At 59.3% G+C, this 20,679-nt stretch carries 19 protein-coding genes; 16 read left to right on the top strand and 3 right to left on the bottom strand.

The window, feature by feature from the left end; genetic code table 11:
• Positions 1–72: 72 nt before the first annotated feature.
• The 9 genes from JNB85_RS03435 to JNB85_RS03395 all read left to right on the top strand — a co-directional run bounded on the left by JNB85_RS03435 (position 73) and on the right by JNB85_RS03395 (position 8,287).
• Positions 73–885, top strand: a complete 813-nt coding sequence (locus tag JNB85_RS03435) for an aldo/keto reductase (RefSeq protein WP_223216405.1) — start codon at positions 73–75, stop codon at positions 883–885.
• 132 nt (positions 886–1,017) lie between these two features.
• Positions 1,018–1,458: a VOC family protein gene (locus JNB85_RS03430; protein ID WP_220332974.1), complete on the top strand. Its 441-nt coding sequence runs from the start codon at positions 1,018–1,020 to the stop codon at positions 1,456–1,458.
• A 98-nt stretch (positions 1,459–1,556) separates the two neighbouring features.
• Positions 1,557–2,576: a LacI family DNA-binding transcriptional regulator gene (locus JNB85_RS03425; protein ID WP_220332973.1), complete on the top strand. Its 1,020-nt coding sequence runs from the start codon at positions 1,557–1,559 to the stop codon at positions 2,574–2,576.
• Positions 2,577–2,615: 39 nt separating this feature from the next.
• Positions 2,616–3,374, top strand: a complete 759-nt coding sequence (locus JNB85_RS03420; RefSeq protein ID WP_220332972.1) for a sugar phosphate isomerase/epimerase family protein — start codon at positions 2,616–2,618, stop codon at positions 3,372–3,374.
• Between the two features lie 368 nt (positions 3,375–3,742).
• Positions 3,743–5,698 (top strand): AfsR/SARP family transcriptional regulator, encoded by a 1,956-nt coding sequence (locus tag JNB85_RS03415; RefSeq protein WP_220332971.1) that lies wholly within the window; start codon positions 3,743–3,745, stop codon positions 5,696–5,698.
• Between the two features lie 101 nt (positions 5,699–5,799).
• Positions 5,800–5,943 (top strand): hypothetical protein, encoded by a 144-nt coding sequence (locus tag JNB85_RS03410; RefSeq protein WP_220332970.1) that lies wholly within the window; start codon positions 5,800–5,802, stop codon positions 5,941–5,943.
• Between the two features lie 13 nt (positions 5,944–5,956).
• The gene (locus JNB85_RS03405) at positions 5,957–7,219 is read left to right on the top strand and encodes a YcaO-like family protein (protein WP_220332969.1); all 1,263 of its coding nucleotides are present in this window, start codon (positions 5,957–5,959) and stop codon (positions 7,217–7,219) included.
• Positions 7,216–7,962 (top strand): TfuA-like protein, encoded by a 747-nt coding sequence (locus tag JNB85_RS03400; RefSeq protein WP_220332968.1) that lies wholly within the window; start codon positions 7,216–7,218, stop codon positions 7,960–7,962. The genes JNB85_RS03405 and JNB85_RS03400 overlap by 4 nt, the downstream gene beginning before the upstream one ends.
• A 58-nt stretch (positions 7,963–8,020) precedes the next feature.
• Complete coding sequence (locus JNB85_RS03395) at positions 8,021–8,287, top strand: hypothetical protein (RefSeq protein WP_220332967.1); 267 nt, start codon at positions 8,021–8,023, stop codon at positions 8,285–8,287.
• 46 nt (positions 8,288–8,333) lie between these two features.
• Here JNB85_RS03395 and JNB85_RS03390 read toward each other — a convergent pair whose 3' ends face one another.
• The 3 genes from JNB85_RS03390 to JNB85_RS03380 form a co-directional block, all read right to left on the bottom strand.
• On the bottom strand, positions 8,334–8,741 hold the full coding sequence (locus JNB85_RS03390) for a helix-turn-helix domain-containing protein (RefSeq protein ID WP_220332966.1): 408 nt from the start codon (positions 8,739–8,741) through the stop codon (positions 8,334–8,336).
• Between the two features lie 217 nt (positions 8,742–8,958).
• Positions 8,959–9,783 carry an amidohydrolase family protein gene (locus JNB85_RS03385; RefSeq protein WP_220332965.1) on the bottom strand — a complete coding sequence of 275 codons (825 nt, stop codon included), beginning with the start codon at positions 9,781–9,783 and terminating at the stop codon, positions 8,959–8,961.
• A gap of 77 nt (positions 9,784–9,860) precedes the next feature.
• Complete coding sequence (locus JNB85_RS03380) at positions 9,861–10,646, bottom strand: IclR family transcriptional regulator (protein ID WP_220332964.1); 786 nt, start codon at positions 10,644–10,646, stop codon at positions 9,861–9,863.
• 369 nt (positions 10,647–11,015) lie between these two features.
• On the opposite strand from JNB85_RS03380, the gene JNB85_RS03375 reads away from it, so the two are divergent.
• The 7 genes from JNB85_RS03375 to JNB85_RS03345 all read left to right on the top strand — a co-directional run bounded on the left by JNB85_RS03375 (position 11,016) and on the right by JNB85_RS03345 (position 20,658).
• Positions 11,016–11,750, top strand: a complete 735-nt coding sequence (locus JNB85_RS03375; RefSeq protein ID WP_220332963.1) for an SDR family oxidoreductase — start codon at positions 11,016–11,018, stop codon at positions 11,748–11,750.
• Between the two features lie 59 nt (positions 11,751–11,809).
• Complete coding sequence (locus JNB85_RS03370) at positions 11,810–13,087, top strand: L-fuconate dehydratase (RefSeq protein ID WP_220332962.1); 1,278 nt, start codon at positions 11,810–11,812, stop codon at positions 13,085–13,087.
• A 716-nt stretch (positions 13,088–13,803) separates the two neighbouring features.
• A complete protein-coding gene (gene repA, locus JNB85_RS03365; RefSeq protein ID WP_220332961.1) occupies positions 13,804–15,024 on the top strand; it encodes a plasmid partitioning protein RepA in 1,221 nt (406 codons plus the stop codon).
• A gap of 193 nt (positions 15,025–15,217) precedes the next feature.
• Positions 15,218–16,210: a plasmid partitioning protein RepB gene (gene repB, locus JNB85_RS03360; protein WP_220332960.1), complete on the top strand. Its 993-nt coding sequence runs from the start codon at positions 15,218–15,220 to the stop codon at positions 16,208–16,210.
• Between the two features lie 208 nt (positions 16,211–16,418).
• Positions 16,419–17,681, top strand: a complete 1,263-nt coding sequence (gene repC, locus JNB85_RS03355) for a plasmid replication protein RepC (RefSeq protein ID WP_220332959.1) — start codon at positions 16,419–16,421, stop codon at positions 17,679–17,681.
• Between the two features lie 303 nt (positions 17,682–17,984).
• Complete coding sequence (locus JNB85_RS03350) at positions 17,985–18,545, top strand: sugar transferase (protein ID WP_220332958.1); 561 nt, start codon at positions 17,985–17,987, stop codon at positions 18,543–18,545.
• Positions 18,546–18,711: 166 nt separating this feature from the next.
• The gene (locus tag JNB85_RS03345) at positions 18,712–20,658 is read left to right on the top strand and encodes a polysaccharide biosynthesis protein (RefSeq protein ID WP_220333104.1); all 1,947 of its coding nucleotides are present in this window, start codon (positions 18,712–18,714) and stop codon (positions 20,656–20,658) included.
• Positions 20,659–20,679 lie beyond the last annotated feature (21 nt).

The following is a 20,679-nucleotide window of genomic DNA, read 5'->3' as shown; positions in this document are numbered from 1 at the left end:
TAGACACGACCGCGAGCTGTTGCAACGCTCAAAAAACGCTTGGTGGAGCGACGCGATATGGAGGAAAAGGAGTTGAAAAAACATCAGGTTATTCCGTTGATGGGATTTGGGACGTTCGGGAGGAACGGCAAGGAAGGCGTCGATGCCATCCTCTGTGCGCTGGAAACCGGCTACAGGCACCTCGATACTGCTCAGACCTATGACACCGAATTCGAAGTCGGCGAGGCGTTGCGTCGTTCCGGTCTAAAGCGTGATGAGATCTTTCTCACGACAAAGATCTCGACTGATAATTTTGGCCCGGGTGCGCTTGTGCCTTCGCTGGAAAAGAGCCTGGAAGCGCTGAAGGTCGATCAGGTGGACCTGACGCTGATCCACTGGCCGGCCCCCAACGGCCGCATACCGCTCGAGGTTTATATCACCCAGATCGTCGAGGCGCAGAACCGCGGCCTGACCAAGCGGATTGGCGTTTCGAACTTCACGATTGCCCTCCTGGAAGAGACGGAAGCGCTGCTCGGGAGGGGCAAGATCGCGAACAACCAGTTCGAGCTGAACCCAATCCTGCAGAACAAGAAGCTCGCAACCTATTGTCAAAAAAAGGAAATTCTCGTCACTTGCTATCTGCCGATTGCCCGTGGCGTACTTTCCGGCGAGCCGGTGCTGCGTTCGATTGGCGAAAAACACGATGCGACGCCCGAACAGGTGGCGATCGCCTTCGAGCTCGCCAAGGGCTATTGCACCATCCCGACTTCGGGGCGGCCGGAGCGCATCCGCTCGAACTTCAAGGCAAGTTCGATCACGCTTTCGCCTGAGGAGATTGCCCGGATCGAGACCATCGACCGCAATCAACGCGTCGTCGATCCGGACTGGGGACCAAAGTGGGATTGAGGCCTTGCCGGCTGTTGACAATTCTTTCCGATCGGATCAATTGTGATTCTGTATTAGCGTTAAACTAAAACCGGCTAACTGGCATGTGGTATTGGACGGCAGGCTCTCTTGGAGCCGCCGAGAGGAGGAAGAATGCTTGGAATTACCGGCTACGGTCATGTCGCGATCAAGGTGAAGGATCTCGACGCATCGCTCGAGTTCTATCGCGAACGCCTGGGCTTTCCGGAAATGCTGCGCCTGAAGAACGATGACGGCTCAACCTGGCTCGTCTATCTGCGCATCACCGACGACCACTATTTGGAGATCTTTCCAGGTGCCGAGACTGGCCGGGCGCCGGGCTGGAACGCCAATGGCGTCAACCACATGTGCTTCACGATCGACGACCTCGATGCGACCGCCAAGCGCATCAAGGCGGCCGGCATCAAGCTGACGGCCGAGATCAAGGAGGGTCTCGACGGCAACCGTCAAGCCTGGATCGAGGACCCGGACGGCAACCGCATCGAGCTGATGGAGATGCATCCGGACTGCCTGCAGTATCAGGGCATCAAGCGGCTGCATGCCGAAGGAAAATGAGGGGAGGGCAGCCGTGTGAAACATGCGGCTGCCCTTTCGCTTTCCACGGCCGGGCGCTATGGAGACGAGGTTAAGCATCTCGGAATATTGCAGAGACCATGAGCAGATCGAGCGTTCGCCTCAAAGATATCGCTGACAAGACCGGATTTTCCGTGAACACCGTGTCGCTCGCGCTGCGCGACAGCCCACGCATTCCCAACGAGACGCGCCAGCTGATACGCAAGACCGCCGATGCGCTGAACTATCTGCCGAACCATATTGCCAAGTCGCTGGTCAGCCGCGAGACGAAGACCATCGGCCTTATCCTGACCGACATCACCAACCCGACACTGACACGCACGGCGCAGGCAATCGAGCTGGCGCTTGCCGAGCGCGGCTATGGCACGCTTTTTGCCACCTCCAACAATGATCCTGAGCAGGAAATCAAGGCGCTCGAAATGTTCCGTTCGCGCCAGGTCGACGGCATGCTGATCTACCCGCGCAGCCATCGGCGCCTCGATCACATCCGGAAAATCCGGCAATCGAACTATCCGATCGTCCTGCTTGTCGGTGATCCCGATGCCGGCATCGATGCCGTCTGCGTCGACGAACGGCGCGGCGCCTATAAGGCGACACGCCATCTGATCGATACCGGCCACAAGCGCATCGGCATCATCGACAGCGCCAATCCGCTCGGCAATGTCGAAAAGAGCGACGGCTACCGGCAGGCTCTCACGGAAGCCGGCATCGCCTTCGACCCCAAACTGACGGCCGACCCCCTCGGCCATTCGGTCATAAAGGGATATTGGGCGATGGATACGCTGATGAATGCGCCAAACCCGCCGACGGCGATTTTCACTGCCAATGACTCGCTTGCCATCGGCGCGCTGCGCTGGTGCCAGAAGAACGGTGTGCAGGTGCCGAAGGATATCGCCATCATCGGTTTCGACAATATCGAATTCGCCGAACATGCGGCGACACCGATCTCCAGCGTGAATTATGCCGTCGACGTCGTCACCGAACTTGCCGTGGAACGGCTGATGAAATTGGTCGTCGCCAAGGACGGTCTGCCGGAGCCGCGCGTTACGCAGATCGAACCGGATCTGGTGATTCGGGAAAGCACCACTGGCCGGAGCTGAGGCGCAGGCCGGGACAATAGCCAAGCAAGGGGAGGAAGAATGACGTATCCGATTTCCTATCAGCTCTATTCGTCACGCAATTTCCCGCCGCTCTTTACCCAGTTTCCGGAGCTGAAGGCCTTCGGTTATGACGCGATCGAACCATGGCTGCCGGCCTATGAGGCAGACGCGAAAGCTTGTCGCCGAGCGCTCGACGATGCCGGCTTGAGATGCCATTGCTTCCACATGCCGCTGAAAGGGTTGATCGAGGAGCCGCAGCGCTTCATCGATATCGCGCTCGCCCTGGGAGCGACGATCCTAATCCCGCCCTATGTGGCGCCGGAAGAGCGGGGCACGACAGCCGATTACTGGAGGGATCTCGGGAAGACGCTCTCCGAGGGCGCCGATCGCGCTGCGTCGCATGGTCTCAAGGTCGCCTGGCACAATCATGATTTCGAGTTCCGGCCGCTTGCCGATGGATCACGCCCCATTGATCTGATCTTCGAGAGCGCAGAAAAGAATGTCCGGTTCGAAATCGATTGCGGCTGGATCATCCGGGCCGGTGCCGACCCCGCAGCAGAGCTCCAGACATTCGCCGACCGCATCATCGCCATCCAGATGAAGGACATGGCGCCCAAAGGCACAAAGGAGGATGACGGCTGGGCTGCGACCGGTGACGGCATCATCGACTGGGCAAAGCTCGTGCCGCTATTTCGCCGGACGAAGGCCGAGCACATCGTCACGGAGCACGACAACCCCTCCGACTGGCGCCGGTTTGCCAAGCGATCGATCGACTATATCAAGGGCCTCGCTCTCTGATTTCGATCTTTACGTCACCGTCTCACTCACGTCGTACCTTCGTCCTAGGGTTGGCGCAGAAGATATGCTCCGGTGGAGAACCAAGGAGGGGCTCTACGATCGGTCGAGGAAGCCGCTGCACTGGAGAAATAGGTCGCAGCGCGCCGAACCGCATGGTGCGATGATGTTCCGAAATACCACAATAGTCGGCCTTGAATGCAGCTTTCGTAAATAATGATGGCAGCAAGCATTGGTCGAGACCGTATTATTTGATGAAAATCTTAATCCAGGGTAGCAAAAGCGCTTCCCGTCGCGCGCTATTCCCTCTAACATCCGGCAATCGGTCGGGGTGCTCTTGAGCGTTCCGGCTTTTGAAGGTGAGAGCCCAAATGGACGGGTCAGCCGGGGAAGTGAGAGCGAACAGATTATGTCTGCTCGGCAGGCCGCGATTGTTGGCCGCCGGGACAGAGCTTCCTTTGCCGGAAAAGTCCTATTTCCTGCTGGCGATGTTAGCGCTGTCGCAGGAACCGCTGGTCGATCGCGAAACCATTCGATGCCAGCTCTGGCAATCCGAACTTCCCGAAAAACGGGCCGGCAGCCTTCGCCAGCTTCTGTCGCGCATCGAACAGAGCATTCCCGAACGCCTGCCGCCTTTGCTCATCGCGACGCGCACCCATCTAGGCCTTGCGCCCGGCTGGGAGGTCGACCTCAATATCCTCAAGCAGAAGGATGTATTAGGGCCGGACGAAAGCGGCATTCTGCTTGGCGAACTGCTCGAAAGCGTCAAGTCTCCAACGCAGGGTGCCGAGGATTGGCTAACTTTCGAGCGCCAGCGGATTAACGAAGCGCGCTCGGCCCATCTTGTCCGCATGCTGGAACGTGACGACGAGCGGCCGGACGAAGAGCAGATCGCCTTTGCCAAGCGCCTGATCGAACTCGACCCGGCCAATGAGATCGCCTGCCGCGTACTGATGCGCGCCCATTCCCGCATGAACGACCTGCCGGCGGCGCGTCAGGCCTATCTCAGATGCCGCAGCCAACTCAAGGACGATTTCGACATTGAGCCGGACGAGGCGACAACCGCACTGGCACGCAAACTTGGTATCCTGGCCGCCGCACAGCCGGCGGCGGCGGGACATCCGCGTCCGGCGTCGGAACTGCTGATCGATCCGGCCGGCCAGCCGCGCATCGTCATCCTGCCGCCCGAAAGCATCCTCACCGATCCGCTGATGGAGCGGGTCGGGCGGGCGCTGCTCGAAGATGTTACGATCGGCCTCAGCCAGCAACGCGGCTTCAAGGTGATTGCCGCTCATACGAGCCTGGAAATGGTAAGCCGCGCGCTGGACCCGACACGTACGACTGTCGGGCCGCTCGACCTGTGCTTCGACTATGCCGTCTATGTGACGATCCAGGGCCGCGACGAGGATGTCTATGCCACCTGCCGGCTGACGCGCACGGCGACCTCCGAAGTGCTGTGGGCGGTTGAAATTCCTTTCGCGATGCAGAAGATCAGTGAAGCATTCAGCCAGCTTACTCGGCGCATCGTCATGACGCTTGCCGATACGATCGAACGCACCGAGCTGGCGATGCCGCTCGGGGACGTGCCGGCTTCTGCCTATCGCCTTTATCTCGAAGGCAAGCGGCTGATTTCCCAGACGGATCTGCAGCATCTGCGCCAGGCGCGCAAATGGTTCAAGTCGTCGCTGAGCCGCTATGAACATTTCTCGCCTGCCCATGCCGGCATGTCTCGCGCACTCGGCATGGAATGGCTGATCCGCGGCATGCATGAGCGGGATCTGCTGGACGAAGCCTATAGTGCGGCAAGAATGGCGCGACAGACCGATCCGAACAGTGGCCGGGCCTATCGCGAGCTCGGCTTCGTCGCACTTTACCGCCGCCGCTTCGAAGAAAGCCTCGATTCCTTCCAGCAGGCCCAGGATCTCAATCCCAACGATGCCGACATCCTGGCCGATTTTGCCGACGCGCTTTCCCATGACGGCGATTTTGATCGGGCTCTTGAGCTCAGCCGCGCCGCCTTCAAGCTCAATCCCCTGCCGCCGGACTATTATTACTGGAATCTCGGAGGCATCCATTTCGTGCGCGAAGAATATGAAAAGGCGATCGATGCGCTGGAGCCGGTAAGGTCAAAACAGGCGACAGCGCGCCTGCTCGCGGCCGCCCATGCCATGGCGGGCGATGCTGCAAAAGCCAGGAATTACGCTCGGGTCGTGCTGGAAAATTTCCCCGATTTCCGCAGCGAAGAGATCCGCCACTTCGTCCCCGACCGCGATCCGGCCTTCACGGAACCCTTGATAAAGGGCCTGCAACTCGCTGGTCTTCCCTGATACAAAGCCTTTTAACGAAGCCTGTAACGCTTAAATGACGCAGGCAATGTTCTTTTCGAATGGTTAACGGCGGCCAGCCGCCTATCATTTGGAGAGAGATCATGAAAACCGTTGAAGCCAGCGCTGCAATCCAGGCCCCCGCACTCCGTTTCTCCGCTGCTGCAAAGGCAGCCATGAAGCAGGACGAACTCAATGTTTCGGCAAATGGCCTTGAAAGTCTGACGCATGCGCTAAGGTTCCGCTAAGGGTCCGATCAGCATGTCTGCTTTGGCCGACCTTGAAACGCTTGCCGCTGACCTCGCCAGATCATCGGCAGGCGTCAACAGCTATCATGACCGGTCGATCACCCCGGCGCAGACCTTTGCGGCAATCAAACCGTATCTGCGCGAATTCGGCATCACCCGCGTCGGACTGCTGACCGGGCTCGACGTGCTGAATATCCCCGTTGCCTTCGCCACACGGCCGAATAGCCATACGCTGTCGGTGTTCCAGGGCAAGGGTATCGACAAGGAAGCAGCCATGACCTCGGCGGCCATGGAGGCGATCGAGACCCGTATTGCCGAAATCGCGCCGGCCGACCTGACACATGCAAGCGTCGAAGCCATGAAGGCCGAACGGGCTTCGATGATCGACCTCGACAGCGTGGCGCGCTGCGCGCCCGACGAGATCGGCGACGGTCAAATCCCCTGGTACTCCGGCTTCGACCTCCTCTCAGGCGGCAGCACTTTCGTGCCCTGGTGGCTGGTCGGCCTCGACCATCGCGGCGAGCGTCCCCCCGGCTTCGAGCAGTCGAGCGACGGGCTGGCGTCGGGCAATACGCCGGCCGAAGCGGTGTTGCACGGGCTCTGCGAACTCGTCGAGCGCGACGCCTGGGCGCTGACCCAGCTCAAATCCCCTGAACAGCTCAAGCAGAACAGAATCGACCCGCTCGCCTTCGGCGATGCCGTGATCGACGTCATGGTCGATCGCATCCGCCAAGCCGGTATGCGCCTGCTGCTGATCGACATGACCACCGATATCGGTGTTCCGGCTTTTCTTGCCGTCATCATTCCGGGCAATCTCTCGGACCGCGTCGATGCGCGCTGGGCGCAGGTCTGCGGCGGCTGCGGCTGCCATCCTGAACCGGTGCGCGCAGCTCTTCGCGCCATCACCGAAGCCGCCCAGAGCCGGTTGACGGCGATTGCCGGCAGCCGCGACGATTTCTCGCCGAAGATCTACCAGCGGATCGACCGCAGCGCCGGCATGCGCCAGGTCGTCGATCTCTGCAACAATGATGCGGCGCTGAAACCCTTCCCCATACGCCCGCAGCGCCCGACAACGATCCAGGATACGATCCGCCACATTGCCGGCCGGCTGAGGGCTGCGGGCATTACCCAGATCATCGCCGTGCCGCTATCGCATCCGACCGTTCCGGTTTCCGTCGTGCGCGTTATCGTGCCGGGCCTCGAGGTCGACATTGCCGGACAGTACATCCAACTCGGCCTGCGCGCCGTCAACGTCATCAGGCAGGCCGCGGCATGAAGATCCTCTTCGTCGGCCCGAGCCTTGCAAGCGAGATTGCGGAAGCACGCAAGCGGCATCCCGATATCGATTTCCGCCCGCCTGCCGCCTGCGGCGATATCCTGAAGGCCGTGCGGGAGGGAGCGACCGCAATCGGCCTGATCGACGGCTATTTCGGCGATCTGCCATCCGTCTGGCACAAGGAAATCCTCTTTGCGCTGGAAACGGGCGTTGCCGTTGCCGGCGGCTCCAGCATGGGGGCGCTTCGCGCCGCCGAATGCTCCGCCTTCGGCATGGTCGGCATCGGCTCGATCTTCGACGACTACGAATCCGGCAATCTCATCGATGACGAGGCAGTGGCGCTCGTCCATGCGCCGCAGGAGCTCGGCTGGCTGCCGCTTTCGGTTCCCTGGGTCGATTTCGAGCCGACGATCGAACGCCTCCATGCCAAGGGGGAGATTACCGTCAGCGAGCGCAAGAAGCTGCTGCTTGCTGGGCGCTTCCTGCATTTCTCCGATCGGACCTATGCCAAGGCGGTCGAAGCGTCCCACTTTGCCCGTAAACCGCGACGCGATCAGATCCTGACTGCGATCCGCGCCAATCGCGTCGAACGCAAACGCACCGACGCAAGGCTCGTGCTGGAATGGCTGCAAAAGGGCGAGTTTGCGTCAACGAAGCGTGACTGGAGCTTTTCCGCGACCTCGCATTTCGAGCTGCTGCAGACCGAAGTCACGCAGCAGATGCAGCCTGTAACGCTCGAATAACGGTTCCAAGCCCAAGGTGTTCTGCATGGGGATATGACTGTTGTCGAGGGCGGGAACAATGTTCGAAAAAAAGGACCAGGGTACAGGCAGAGAATACGCAAGACTCTTCCGGCTGCTGTCGGCAGCCAAGGACGAGGCTGAAAAACTTCAGCTGCGCAACCTCACGCACCTGACAAACATGGCGCTGCTGCAGGTCGTCATCGATTGGGACGGCATCGATCCGGATAGGGAGCTCGATGCGAACCTCGAAAAACTCGTCGGCAGTAAGGCCAAGATCGCAATGAAGGACGCTGGCGAAAATCTGATCGTGATCGATCGCCATTAGCCCTGTTGCAGGGTGCGACTGAGCGCTAGAAAATCAGGCCGACGCGTTATTCCGCGGCGTCGATGTCCGCCTGCTCGGTACTGGCAATCGCCTGGACGAGCTTGAGGATTTTCTTACGAAGCTGCTCGTTCTTGATTGAGAAAAAGGCAGCGTTGAGCTGGACGCCTTCACGCGAAATGACGAATTCTTCGCTCGGAGCGGGATTATCGTTTGCGTTGGCGGCAGGCGCCGTCAGATCGTCGAAGAAGGTTCTGACATCGACGTTCAGCGCGCCGGCGATTTCGACGAGCATGCTGGCAGAGACGCGATTGGAGCCCTTTTCGTATTTCTGGATCTGCTGGAAGGTCACGCCAACACGATCGCCCAGTTCCGTCTGAGAAACCTTTCTCAGCAGTCGCTGTATACGGATCGTCTTGCCGACGTGAACGTCCACGGAATGCGGTTCTTCTTTCATTTGATATTCCCTCCTGCGAAAACCGGACCAACAACTTACACGCCCGGCAACAACAACTTTTAGCCGAGTTAGTTCAACCTAGCAATTGTTTGGATGTAGTTTAGGCGGTCAAAACATCGCGGCATCCGAGAACCCCTGCCGATTGCACGTGCTGACAAATCGCTTCAAGCGAGAATCCGGCAGAATTGTACCTTAAAAGCGCGAACCTGGGAGAAACTCAGAGCTTCCACAGACGCTGTGCATTGCCGTGAAGGAGCCTCGAACGCTCCGTTTCCGCAGTGCCCGACAGCACCGCCTGGATGGCTGCGACCCAGGTCGAAAGGCCGTTCGCCAGCGTGCAGACGGGCCAGTCGCTGCCCCAGACCACGCGGTCCCAGCCGAAGCTTGATATGACGTGCTCGATATAGGGCCGCAGGTTTTCCGCCGTCCAGCTTTCCGGATCGGCATTGGTGACGATACCGGAAATCTTGGCGACGACATTGGGCCGGCGGGCGATTTCGGTTATACCTCGGCTCCAGGGCTCGAAGGCGTTCGACTTGATATCCGGATTGCCGCAATGATCGAGCACGAACTGAACGTCGGGTGCGGCGTCAGTGAGCCCCACCACCTTGCCGACCTGGTGCGGCAGCGTGCAGAGGTCGAAGGTCAGGCCGGTACCGGAGAGCCTTCTGATATTTTCCCGGAAGAGCGGACCCTCCGAGACATGGTCGGGCACCACATGGAGCACGCGGCGGAAGCCCTTGACGAAGGGATCAGCCTTCTGGCGTTCCAGATAGCTGGCAAAGCCATCTTCTTCCGGCCGGCAGGAGACGATGGCGCCGGCCACCAGATCGCCGAGGCGGCGAATATAGTCGGTTTCCGCCTGCATGTTGACCGGATCGACATCCACCTCCATGTGCAGCACTTTGGTGATGCCGCAGCGTCTGGCTTCGGTCACATAGGTCTCGTAGAGAAAATCGCGGTCGAGGGCCTGCACGTCGGCAAGCCAGGGATAATTCAGCGCCGACCGGTCGATGACATGCAGATGAGTGTCTATGAACACGCTCTTCTCCTCCAAAGAGTGGTTGGCGGAAACTATCTTTGGTGAATGGATTATTCAAATAGAAATTCTGGCAGATTTTAAGCGGGCATGGTGATCGTCGCGCCGGCTAGCGCCGAAAGCTCGGCCGCCGTATTTTGCACCATGCCGATCGCCCGGGTGATATCGGGCGCTGCCGGCGCATTGACCAGCGCGATGTAGGGGCAAGTCAGCGCCGCAATACTGCGTCCGTCCGGCCCGAGAATCGGTGCCGAGAGATTATAAACGCCGGCTGTCTGGGCGCTTGCCATCATTTCATAGCCGCGCTCGCGGATCTGGTTCAGCCGCTTAAAAAATTCGTCGCCGAGATCGGCATCTTTGCGGCTGCGCACATGTTCCGAGATCATCATCTCGCGCTCTTCGTCGCTGCGGAAGGCAAGCAGGACGTGGCCGGAGCCGGTATCGAACAGGCTGATGTGGGAACCGACGCGGATCGACAGTCCCCAATAGTCCGGCGCCTCCTGCTGGGCGATGACGACGGCAGCGCCCCGGTCGAAGACGGCAAGATGATTTGCCTGGCGCGAGCGCTGGGCCAGATCGCGCATCAGCGGCGTCGCATAGGAGGCAAGCCTGCGCACTGGCGCATGCAGCTGCGCCAGTCCGAAGAGTTTCAGGGTGAGAGAATAACGGTCGCCATCGAGCCTCGTCACATAACCTCGCTTCACGAGACGGTCGAGCATGCGATAGAATTCGTTCGGGCTGCGCTCCAGCCGCTTGGCAATTTCCGCCTGCGTCAGGCCGCTATCGACGCTTGCCAGAAGTTCGAGAATATCGAGGCCCTTGTCGAGCGCCGGAGCGCGATAGCGATCTGCCTCTTCGGTCTCCATTCTTCCCTCCTGTGAATATCACTCTGCATATACACAGACGGGCGGACGGAAAAGCAAAAGTTCTCGCTTGACCATGCGGCTATCGTCTGTTTGTCTATAAACAGACAAATTAAGGATGAGGACATTGTTCGGCCTATTCTCACGCCGAACGATCGCAACTCCCGGAAAGGCTCGCCAAGGCGAGACAAAAATAAGATAACGGGAAAGGGAGGAAGGCCGTGCAGCGCATGGATATCGTGATCGCCCGCCTGACGCTGCGTCCCCGCCTGAACGGGGTCCGATCGGGCGCAGCCTCCATCCCGACCGACCCTTTTCAGATAGAATTTCACTGCCACCGCCTGCGCGCGAAAAATCCACAGAGGCCATGACATGACAAGCAATCTTTCCGGCAAGACCGTTCTCATCACCGCAGCCGGTCAGGGTATCGGCCGCGCCACGGCACTTGCCTTCGCCGCGGTCGGCGCCAAAGTACACGCAACCGACATCAATACCGACGCGCTGGCGACCCTTGCGGCGGAGAGCAAGGTTTCCACCCAGAAGCTCAACGTGCTCGATGACGAGGCAGTCAAGGCGCTGGTGGCCGAAATCGGCGCCGTCGATGTACTCTTCAACTGCGCCGGCACTGTCCATAACGGCTCGGTGCTGGAGATGAAGGATACCGATCTCGAATTTGCCTTCGATCTCAACGTCAAGGCGATGATCCGCACCATCCGCGCCGTGCTGCCGGGCATGTTGGAACGCAAGGATGGCGCGATCATCAACATGTCCTCGGTCGCCTCGAGCATCAAGGGCGTGCCGAACCGCTTCGCCTATGGCGTGACCAAGGCAGCCGTGATCGGGCTTACAAAATCGGTCGCTGCCGATTACGTGACGCAGGGCGTGCGCTGCAACTGCATCTGCCCCGGCACGGTGGAAAGTCCCTCGCTGCAGGACCGCATGCGCGCACAGGGCGATTACGATACGGCGCGCGCCGCCTTCATCGCCCGGCAGCCGATGGGCCGCCTCGGCACGCCGGAGGAGATCGCCGATCTCGCCGTCTACCTCGCCGGTGCGACCTACACGTCCGGCCAGGCCTACGCTATCGACGGCGGCTGGACGATCTGAGCTTCGTATGGCCGGCTTCTTCTAAGGAAGGATGCCGGCCCCTCAACGGGAAGAACATCATGACCCGCATCACCGACCTCCGCGTTTTCGATCTTCGCTTTCCGACCTCGCAAAGTCTCGATGGTTCCGATGCGATGAACCCGGATCCGGATTATTCCGCCGCCTATGTGATCCTCGAAACCGACAAGCACGGGCTTGCCGGCCACGGCCTGACCTTTACCATCGGGCGGGGCAACGACATCTGCTGCGCGGCGATCAAGGCGATGCGGCATCTCGTCGTCGGCACGGAACTTTCAGACGTGATCGCTCACCCAGGCAAATATTGGCGGCATCTGACAAGCGACAGCCAGCTTCGGTGGATCGGCCCTGAAAAGGGCGCGATCCATCTGGCGACCGGCGCGATCGTCAACGCCGTTTGGGATCTGATTGCCAAGGAGGCCGGCAAGCCAGTGTGGCGCCTGGTTGCAGATATGTCTGCCGAAGAAATCGCCGATATCGTCGATTACCGCTACCTCACCGACGTGCTGACGCGCGATGAGGCTATCGCCATCCTGAGACAGGCCGAAGCCGGTAAGGCCGAGCGCATCGCCACGCTCGAAAAGGAAGGGTATGCCTGCTACACGACCTCGGCCGGCTGGCTCGGCTACGAGGACGAGAAGCTGCGCCGGCTCTGCCAGGAAGCGATCGATGCCGGCTTCAACCACATCAAGATGAAAGTCGGGCGCGACCTTGAGGACGATATCCGCCGCTTGAGGATTGCCCGTGAGGTGATCGGCCCGGACCGCTATCTGATGATCGACGCCAATCAGGTCTGGGAGGTCGGCCAGGCGATCGACTGGGTCAAGCAGCTTTCCTTTGCCAAGCCCTTCTTTATCGAAGAGCCGACGAGCCCCGACGATGTCGCCGGCCACCGCAAGATTCGCGAGGGCATTTCCCCGGTGAAGGTCGCCACCGGCGAGATGTGCCAGAACCGCATCATGTTCAAGCAGTTCATCGCAGAAGGCGCGATCGACATCGTCCAGATCGATTCCTGCCGCATGGGCGGCCTGAACGAGGTGCTGGCCGTGCTGCTGGTGGCGGCGAAATTCGGCCTGCCGGTCTGGCCGCATGCCGGCGGCGTCGGGCTCTGCGAATATGTGCAGCACCTGTCGATGATCGATTACGTGGCGGTGTCAGGCACCAAGGATGGCCGTGTCATCGAATATGTCGACCACCTTCACGAACATTTCCTCGACCCCTGCATCATTAAGGGCGCAGCCTATATGCCGCCGACCCGGCCCGGGTTCTCAATCGAGATGAAGCCGTCCTCGATTGCCAGCTACACGTTCAGCGGCTAGGGCAGGCGCCATCACTCTTTTCTGCGGCCCGCTGGGGATAGAGCAATGCCAGTCATTGCGGAAACATCCTAGATCCTTTATAAATCTGATCGATGAAGAAGGGCTTGAGAGAGCACATTTCGCGTGCTTAGGCAGTGTACTTCGCGTGACCCTAACGGTCTGTTTTTACTCACGTCTTTCATCGAAACGGAATCAAATACACAGATTGATTCCGCTACATCTCTGTTCGATTTTGGTACGGCAAACCATCGACAAAGGTATCAGACAGCCTTTCGATGAGATCGCGTTCCCACCAGGTGAAAACTCGTCTTCGGGATTTCGAAACATAGCGCCCTTCGCCTTCGTCGGCGCCCCAGCAACGAGGCCCTCGCCCCCTTTCGTCATCAGATCCTTTGCCGCAAAGATTAGGAATCGGTAATAGCTGATTCTTCTCAATGGGATGCGCCAGGGAGCGTCTGCGGGATCAAAACATCGGCTTGGCCGCATCGATAACAAAAATGGTGTGAGGATGGCACAGCTTTGCAAGGCGAATCGAATTTCTGTTAACTGACGGAGATATCAGAGGAAATTGTAATCCTTCTGTCGTAAACTCATGATCGTGACCGCCGCCGTTAAAGCCTTGTTCTGCTGGAGTAGCTTGCCAGAATCGCTGTGATCGGTAATCGTCACGGATAAACAGCCGTTTCTGGTGTTTTTCCGTGATGAAAGATTAGAGCGTGAGCAAGCCACAAAGGACTTCTCGGACCCTTCAACGTAGCGTCGATGAGACGATCGGCGCCCATGCGTCGACGATCAGTTCGCAGTTGCAGGCGATCAGCGAAGCCCTGTTTCCGCCGACTGCGAGCAAGACACTGCGCCGCTTTACCTCCGGCGAGGCGGCCAAGCTGATCGGCGTCTCGGATTCGACCTTGCGGAAGATGACGCTTGCCGGCGAAGGCCCGCAGCCCGATGTCGGCAGCAATGGCCGGCGCCTCTATTCTTTGCGTCAGCTTAACGAGCTGCGCGCCCTGCTTGCCGCCTCCGCTCGTGGGCGTGAGGCGCATGATTTCCTGCCACGCCGCAGGGAGAACGAACATCTTCAGGTCATCGCCGTCACCAACTTTAAGGGCGGATCGGGCAAGACCACGACATCGGTGCATCTGGCGCAATATCTTGCTTTGCAGGGTTACCGCGTGCTCGCTCTCGATCTCGACCCGCAGGCCAGCATGTCAGCGATGCTCGGCGTCATGCCGGAGACGGACGTCCGTTCCAACGAGACACTCTATGCAGCAATCCGCTACGATGAGGAGCGGCGTCCCCTCTCGGAAGTCGTGCGCAATACTTACTTCGAAGGTCTGGATCTCATCCCCGGCAATCTCGAACTCATGGAATTCGAGCACACGACGCCGCGCGCGCTGATGCGCGGCTCCCGGGATGGCGAGGGCGTGTTCTTCATGCGCGTGGCCAAGGCGCTCGACGATGTCGCCGAAAACTATGATGTCGTGGTCCTCGATTGCCCGCCGCAGCTCGGCTATCTGACGCTGAGCGGCCTTTGCGCCGCGACCTCGATGATCGTCACCGTGCATCCGCAGATGCTGGATGTGGCTTCCATGAGCCAGTTCCTGCTGATGACGCATGACCTTCTTTCCGTCGTGCGCGAAGCCGGCGGCGAGCTCAATTACGATTTCATTCGTTATCTGCTCACTCGATACGAGCCTCAGGATGCGCCGCAGACGAAGGTGGCGGCCCTCCTGCGCAATCTGTTTGACGATCACGTGATGATCAATGCGATGGTGAAGTCGGCAGCGGTCTCCGATGCCGGCCTCACCAAGCAGACCCTTTATGAGATCGGTCGCGAGAATCTGACGCGCTCGACTTACGACCGCGCGATGGAAGCCCTCGATGCGGTCAATGGAGAGGTCGAGACGCTGATCCGACAGGCATGGGGGCGCATATGACGTTCTGCCTGGTCGACGGCGATCTTTCAGGTTTCTGTGGGACGGCCGTCCTGTTGGGAACTCCCAACAGAGGTTACCGCCGTTTGAGCACCTTCCAGACATCCCTTCATCGATCGGCAGCCCATAAGCGCGTTGGGAGCTCCCAACAACGCTCTTTCGGCTTGCTGGCATCCGACTGGAAAGGAGAGAATTGATGAGCCGACGCGATACCGTCAATTCGATCTTCATGCGCAAGGCCGATACGCCGACGCCATCTGCCGGTGTCGAGAAGAATCCGGACCGCGTGCGCACCGGCGCCGTCTCGGCGATGGGTGCATCACTGCAGGAAATGACCGAAGCGGCGCGTGCTGCCGGCCGGCTGCAGGCGCAGATTTCCTCCGGTTTTCACGTTCTGGACATCGACCCTTCCGATATTTCCAATTCCTCGATCAGCGACCGTATCCCGGTCGAGCGCGATGCCGATTTCGATGCGCTGACAAAAAGCATTGCCGAGCACGGCCAGAAGGTGCCCATCCTGGTGCGTCCCGACCCTGAAAAGGAGGGGCACTACCAGATCGCTTACGGCCGTCGCCGCCTGCGTGCGGCCGCAAAGCTCGGGCTCAAGGTCAAGGCAATCGTTCAGAACTTGAGCGACAACGAACTGGTGATTGCCCAAGGCAAGGAAAATCTCGACCGACAGGATCTCTCCTTCATCGAAAAGGCGCTGTTTGCCCATCGTCTGGAAGAAGCGGGTTACCCACGTGATGTCATTATGGCGGCACTGTCGACCGACAAGGCCGATCTCAGTCGTTACATCTCTGTCGCCCGTGGCGTGCCGCAGACCCTGATCCTGGCGATCGGCCCGGCACCGAAGGCAGGCCGCGCCAGGTGGTTGGCTCTCGTCGATGCCGTCTCTTCCGCGCCCAAGAAGGTTGAAGCGATCATCGAGGACGAAGCCTTTGCCAATCTCGACAGCGACCAGCGCTTGCAGCGTCTGCTGTCGAAGATGACGGTGCGCGATGCCAAGAAGGCGACAGGCGAGATCTGGAAAACGCGGCAAGGACAAAGGGCAGCGCAAATCGAACGTTCCGGCAACAAGACACGCATCACCTTTGATGAACTCATGGTGCCTGAATTTGCCGAGTATCTCACGACCCGGCTGGATGAACTCTTCGAGGAGTTCGGCGCCGTCAGGTCACAACGATAACTGTTGGCAGGCTAAGGCCTGCTGATAAGATTTGACTGTTAGGAAAAGGAGCCAATAGGCAAAGAAAAAGGCCCCCGAACAAAACATCCGGAAGCCCTCTTCTCTCGTTTAGCACCCAGAGAATCGCACTTCCCGGAATCGCTGTCAAGGTTTTTGAACGCCGTTTTGGCGGGCGCTGATAATTTGCCTTTGTATAAGGTGAACCACAATGGATACGGGATTTGTCACGACGCCTTTCGGGCGGCGGCCGATGTCGCTTGCCTTAATGAGAGGTCAGCTCCAGGCCGAATCGGTTAAAACAGGAAGGTCTGTCGACAAGTGGAAGGTCTTCCGCAACGTCTGCGAAGCACGTCCGCTGCTCGGCATTTCCGACCGCACGCTCGCTGTGCTGAACGCACTTCTTTCTTTCTATCCCGAAAGCCATCTCTCCGGTGAGGCGAGCATGGTCGTCTTTCCGTCCAACCGGCAATTGATGGTGCGCGCGCACGGCATTGCCGTCACCACGTTGCGCCGACACCTGGCCGCCCTGGTCGATGCCGGGCTCGTTATCCGCAAGGACAGCGCCAATGGAAAGCGTTTTGCCCGTCGCAAGACCTCTGGTGAGGTAGAAGATGCCTATGGCTTCAGCCTGGCGCCGCTTCTTGCCCGCAGCGAGGAACTCGCCGCCATGGCTCAAAAGATCGAGGCGGACCGAATGGCACTCCGGCGTGCGCGTGAGCGTCTGACGATCTGCCGCCGTGATGTTCGCAAACTCATCGATGCCGCGCTCGACGAAGGCGTTCCCGGCAACTGGAACGATATCGAGGCTACCTATACCCGCCACCTCGCATGCCTGCCCCGCAATCCTGACGCTTCCGATCTGGATGGCGTGCGCCTGAAGCTCGAAGACCTTCGCTCCGAACTGGTCAATTTGTTGACCCGCTTCGATAATTCCAAAAAAACGAGCGCCAGTGTGGTCCAAAATGAACCGCACATACAGAATTCAGATAAAGACTCTCTTGAATTAGAATCTTCTCCGACGGTGCAAGAGGACGCGCTCCCACCAGCAACGGAAAAGGTTCACTCAACCGGACGCCAGAAAATCTTCCCTCTTGCCCTCGTTCTGCAGGCCTGCCCGCAAATCAACGATTACGTTCAAGGAGGACCAATCACGGGTTGGCGAGATCTGGTGACCGCTGCCGTCACCGTGCGTTCCATGCTCGGGATAACCCCGGAAACCTATGAGACAGCTTGCGGGAGCCTCGGCCGCGAAAACGCTGCTATCGTCATCGCCTGTATGCTGGAACGGGCAACCCATATCAACTCGCCTGGCGGCTACCTGCGTGACCTAGCACGCAAGGGGGCGCGAGGAGAGTTCTCGCTTGGTCCGATGCTAATGGCGCTGGTACGCCAGAACAGTCGGTTGCGCAGAGGGCCTGAGGGCACCTGCATGATATCTGCCTATCGTGACTGTCATCAGCACGGGCGATAGGTCCAGGGAGCGATTTTCGGTGCCGTCAGTAGAGGGGTTGAAAGACATATCCACCTTGCGGGAGGAAAACAGTGGCGGAAACGAATTTGATTTTAACTTCCATAAGTGTAAAATATCTATGTCGTTTCAATGGCTTATATGAGGTGCTTTTTCTAAGGCCGGTGGCCAAATTGCCGCAACTGACTGAGAAACAACGCCTAATGCGCTTCGCGGCCGGAAAGGGTCGTTGACGTGAATTGGCCGGAGACGGTAGGCAAGGCAGCCGTTGGAGGCCAAAAAAATGTGCGAAAGGCGAGGACGGACTTGAAGCGGGCAGTGGATCTTTTCCTGGCTCTGGCAGCATCCCTGATCCTGATCGTTCCGATCGGGATCGTGGCACTTTGCGTGCGTCTGACCTCACCGGGGCCGGTGCTTTACTGGTCGAACCGGGTGGGGCGCCGCAACGAGATATTCCGGATGCCGAAATTCCGCAGCATGCGGATTGACACGCCGACGGTCGCTACGCACCTGCTCGACGACCCCTCCCGCTATCTGACGCCGATCGGCGGCTTCCTGCGCAAGTCGAGCCTCGATGAACTGCCGCAGCTCTGGTGTATCCTGAAGGGCGAGATGAGCTTCGTCGGGCCGCGCCCGGCGCTCTACAATCAGGACGATCTGATTGCACTGCGTACGGCTGAAGGTGTCGATGCCCTGCTGCCGGGGCTGACAGGCTGGGCGCAGGTCAATGGACGCGACGAACTGCCGATCCCCGAAAAGGTGAAGTTCGACGTCGATTATCTGCAGCGCCGCTCGTTCTTCATGGACATGCGCATCCTGGCAATGACTGTCGGCAAGGTATTGGGCAGCAAGGGCATAACCCATTGAGGCTACAAGCTAAGGTTATGAACAGGTTGCGTGCGCGACCACCGATTATTTCGGTTGCACTTAAGGTCGAAAAGGACAAGAAGAAATCAGGCTGGAATGATGGATGGGCAGTATAAACATGCATGATGATCCTTCACATGACGGATCAAAGACCAGCCAGTCCTGGATGTCGATGCAGGCGCTGGTCGGGCCGCTCTTGGCGATGCCACGTCCGGCCAAGCGTATTCTTGCGCTGATCGTCGATTCCAGCCTTTGTGTTCTGACCATCTGGCTTGCCTATTGTTTCCGCCTGAACGAATGGACGGTGCTGACCGGGGTACAGTGGCTCGCGGTTCTCATATCGCTGTGCCTGGCCCTGCCGATCTTCGTCGTCATGGGCATGTACCGGGCGATCTTCCGCTATGCCGGTATTGCCGCTTTCCTGGCAGTGCTGAAGGCGATTGCGATCTATGGTGTTGCCTTTGCCACGATTTTCACCGCGCTCAGCGTTCCCGGCATTCCGCGCACCGTTGGCATCCTGCAGCCTTTCCTGCTGCTGATCGCAATCGGCCTTTCGCGCCTCGGCATCCGCTACTGGCTTGGTGACACCTATCAGCGCATCCTGCACAAGGGCGCGATGGCAAAGGTGCTGATCTATGGCGCGGGCAGTTCCGGCCGGCAGCTGGCCGCTGCACTGACGAACAGCTCAGAGCTCAATGTCGTCGGTTATCTCGATGATGATCCGAAGCTCAAAGGCGGCATCATGGGCGGCCTGCCGATCTATGATCCGTCCGACCTGACCGAACTGGTCCAGACGCTGAATGTCCATAACGTGCTTCTGGCTTTGCCATCGGCATCGCGCCAGCGCCGCAACGAAATCCTCGAGCAGATCCGCAAGGCGCGGGTGAACGTCCGCACACTGCCGGATATGACGGCACTTGCGCAGGGCCGTATTGCCGTTTCGGATATCCGCGAGCTGGAAATCGAAGACCTGCTCGGCCGCGAGGCCGTGGCCCCGCGCCAGGAATTGCTCGACAAGGCCACACTCGGCAAGGTCGTGATGGTGACAGGGGCCGGCGGCTCGATCGGCAGCGAGCTCTGCCGCCAGATCCTGCGCAGCGGCCCGACGCATCTCATCCTCGTCGAGCAGAACGAATACGCTCTTTATGCGATCCACGGCGAGCTGCAGAAGCTTTCGGAACTGTACGAGCAGCAGAAGGTGCAAATCGTGCCGATCCTCTGTTCGGTGCGCGACCGCGACCGCATGGAGCACATCATCATGAGCTGGCGCCCGCAGGCGCTCTATCATGCAGCCGCCTACAAGCATGTGCCGCTCGTCGAGCAAAATGCCGTAGAAGGCATCAAGAACAATGTCATGGGCACGCTGATCACCGCACAGGCGGCCGAGAAATATGGCGTGTCGAACTTCGTGCTGATCAGCACCGACAAAGCGGTGAGGCCGACCAACGTAATGGGCGCAAGCAAGCGGCTTGCCGAAATGGTGCTGCAGGCGCTTTCCGCCGAACGGGCGGCGAACCGCACCCACACCAATTTTTCCATGGTCCGTTTCGGCAATGTGTTGGGTTCCTCCGGTTCCGTCGTGCCGCTGTTTCGCCAGCAGATTAGGGATGGCGGGCCGGTGACGCTGACGCATCCCGATATTACCCGCTACTTCATGACGATCTCGGAGGCTTCTCAGCTCGTCATCCAGGCCGGCGCCATGGCCGATGGCGGCGATGTCTTCCTGCTCGACATGGGCGAACCGGTGCGCATTGCCGATCTGGCGCGCCGGATGATCGATCTTTCCGGCCTGACAGTGCGCAGCGAGGATAATCCTGAAGGCGATATCGAGCTTTCGGTCACCGGTCTCAGACCCGGCGAAAAGCTCTACGAAGAACTGCTGATCGGAGACAATCCTGAGACGACACAGCATCCGCGCATCATGAAGGCGCGCGAGGATTTCCTCTCGTGGCCGGAACTTTCCAAACGCCTTAAGGCACTCGATGCAGCGCTGGATCGCAACGACATACCAGCCGCCCGACTGATGCTTGCCGAACTCGTCTCCGGCTATGCCTCGACCGGCGAGGTGACCGATCTGGCGCTGAGTGCTGCTGAGGCCAATACGGCCGCTTAATCGGAGCCCGGCTTTGCGCCG

The sequence above is a fragment of the Rhizobium mesosinicum genome, from assembly GCF_019511345.1.
Classification (GTDB): domain Bacteria; phylum Pseudomonadota; class Alphaproteobacteria; order Rhizobiales; family Rhizobiaceae; genus Rhizobium; species Rhizobium mesosinicum.
Note: the sequence above shows the minus strand (reverse complement) of the source record. Positions and strands in the feature narration are given on the sequence as shown.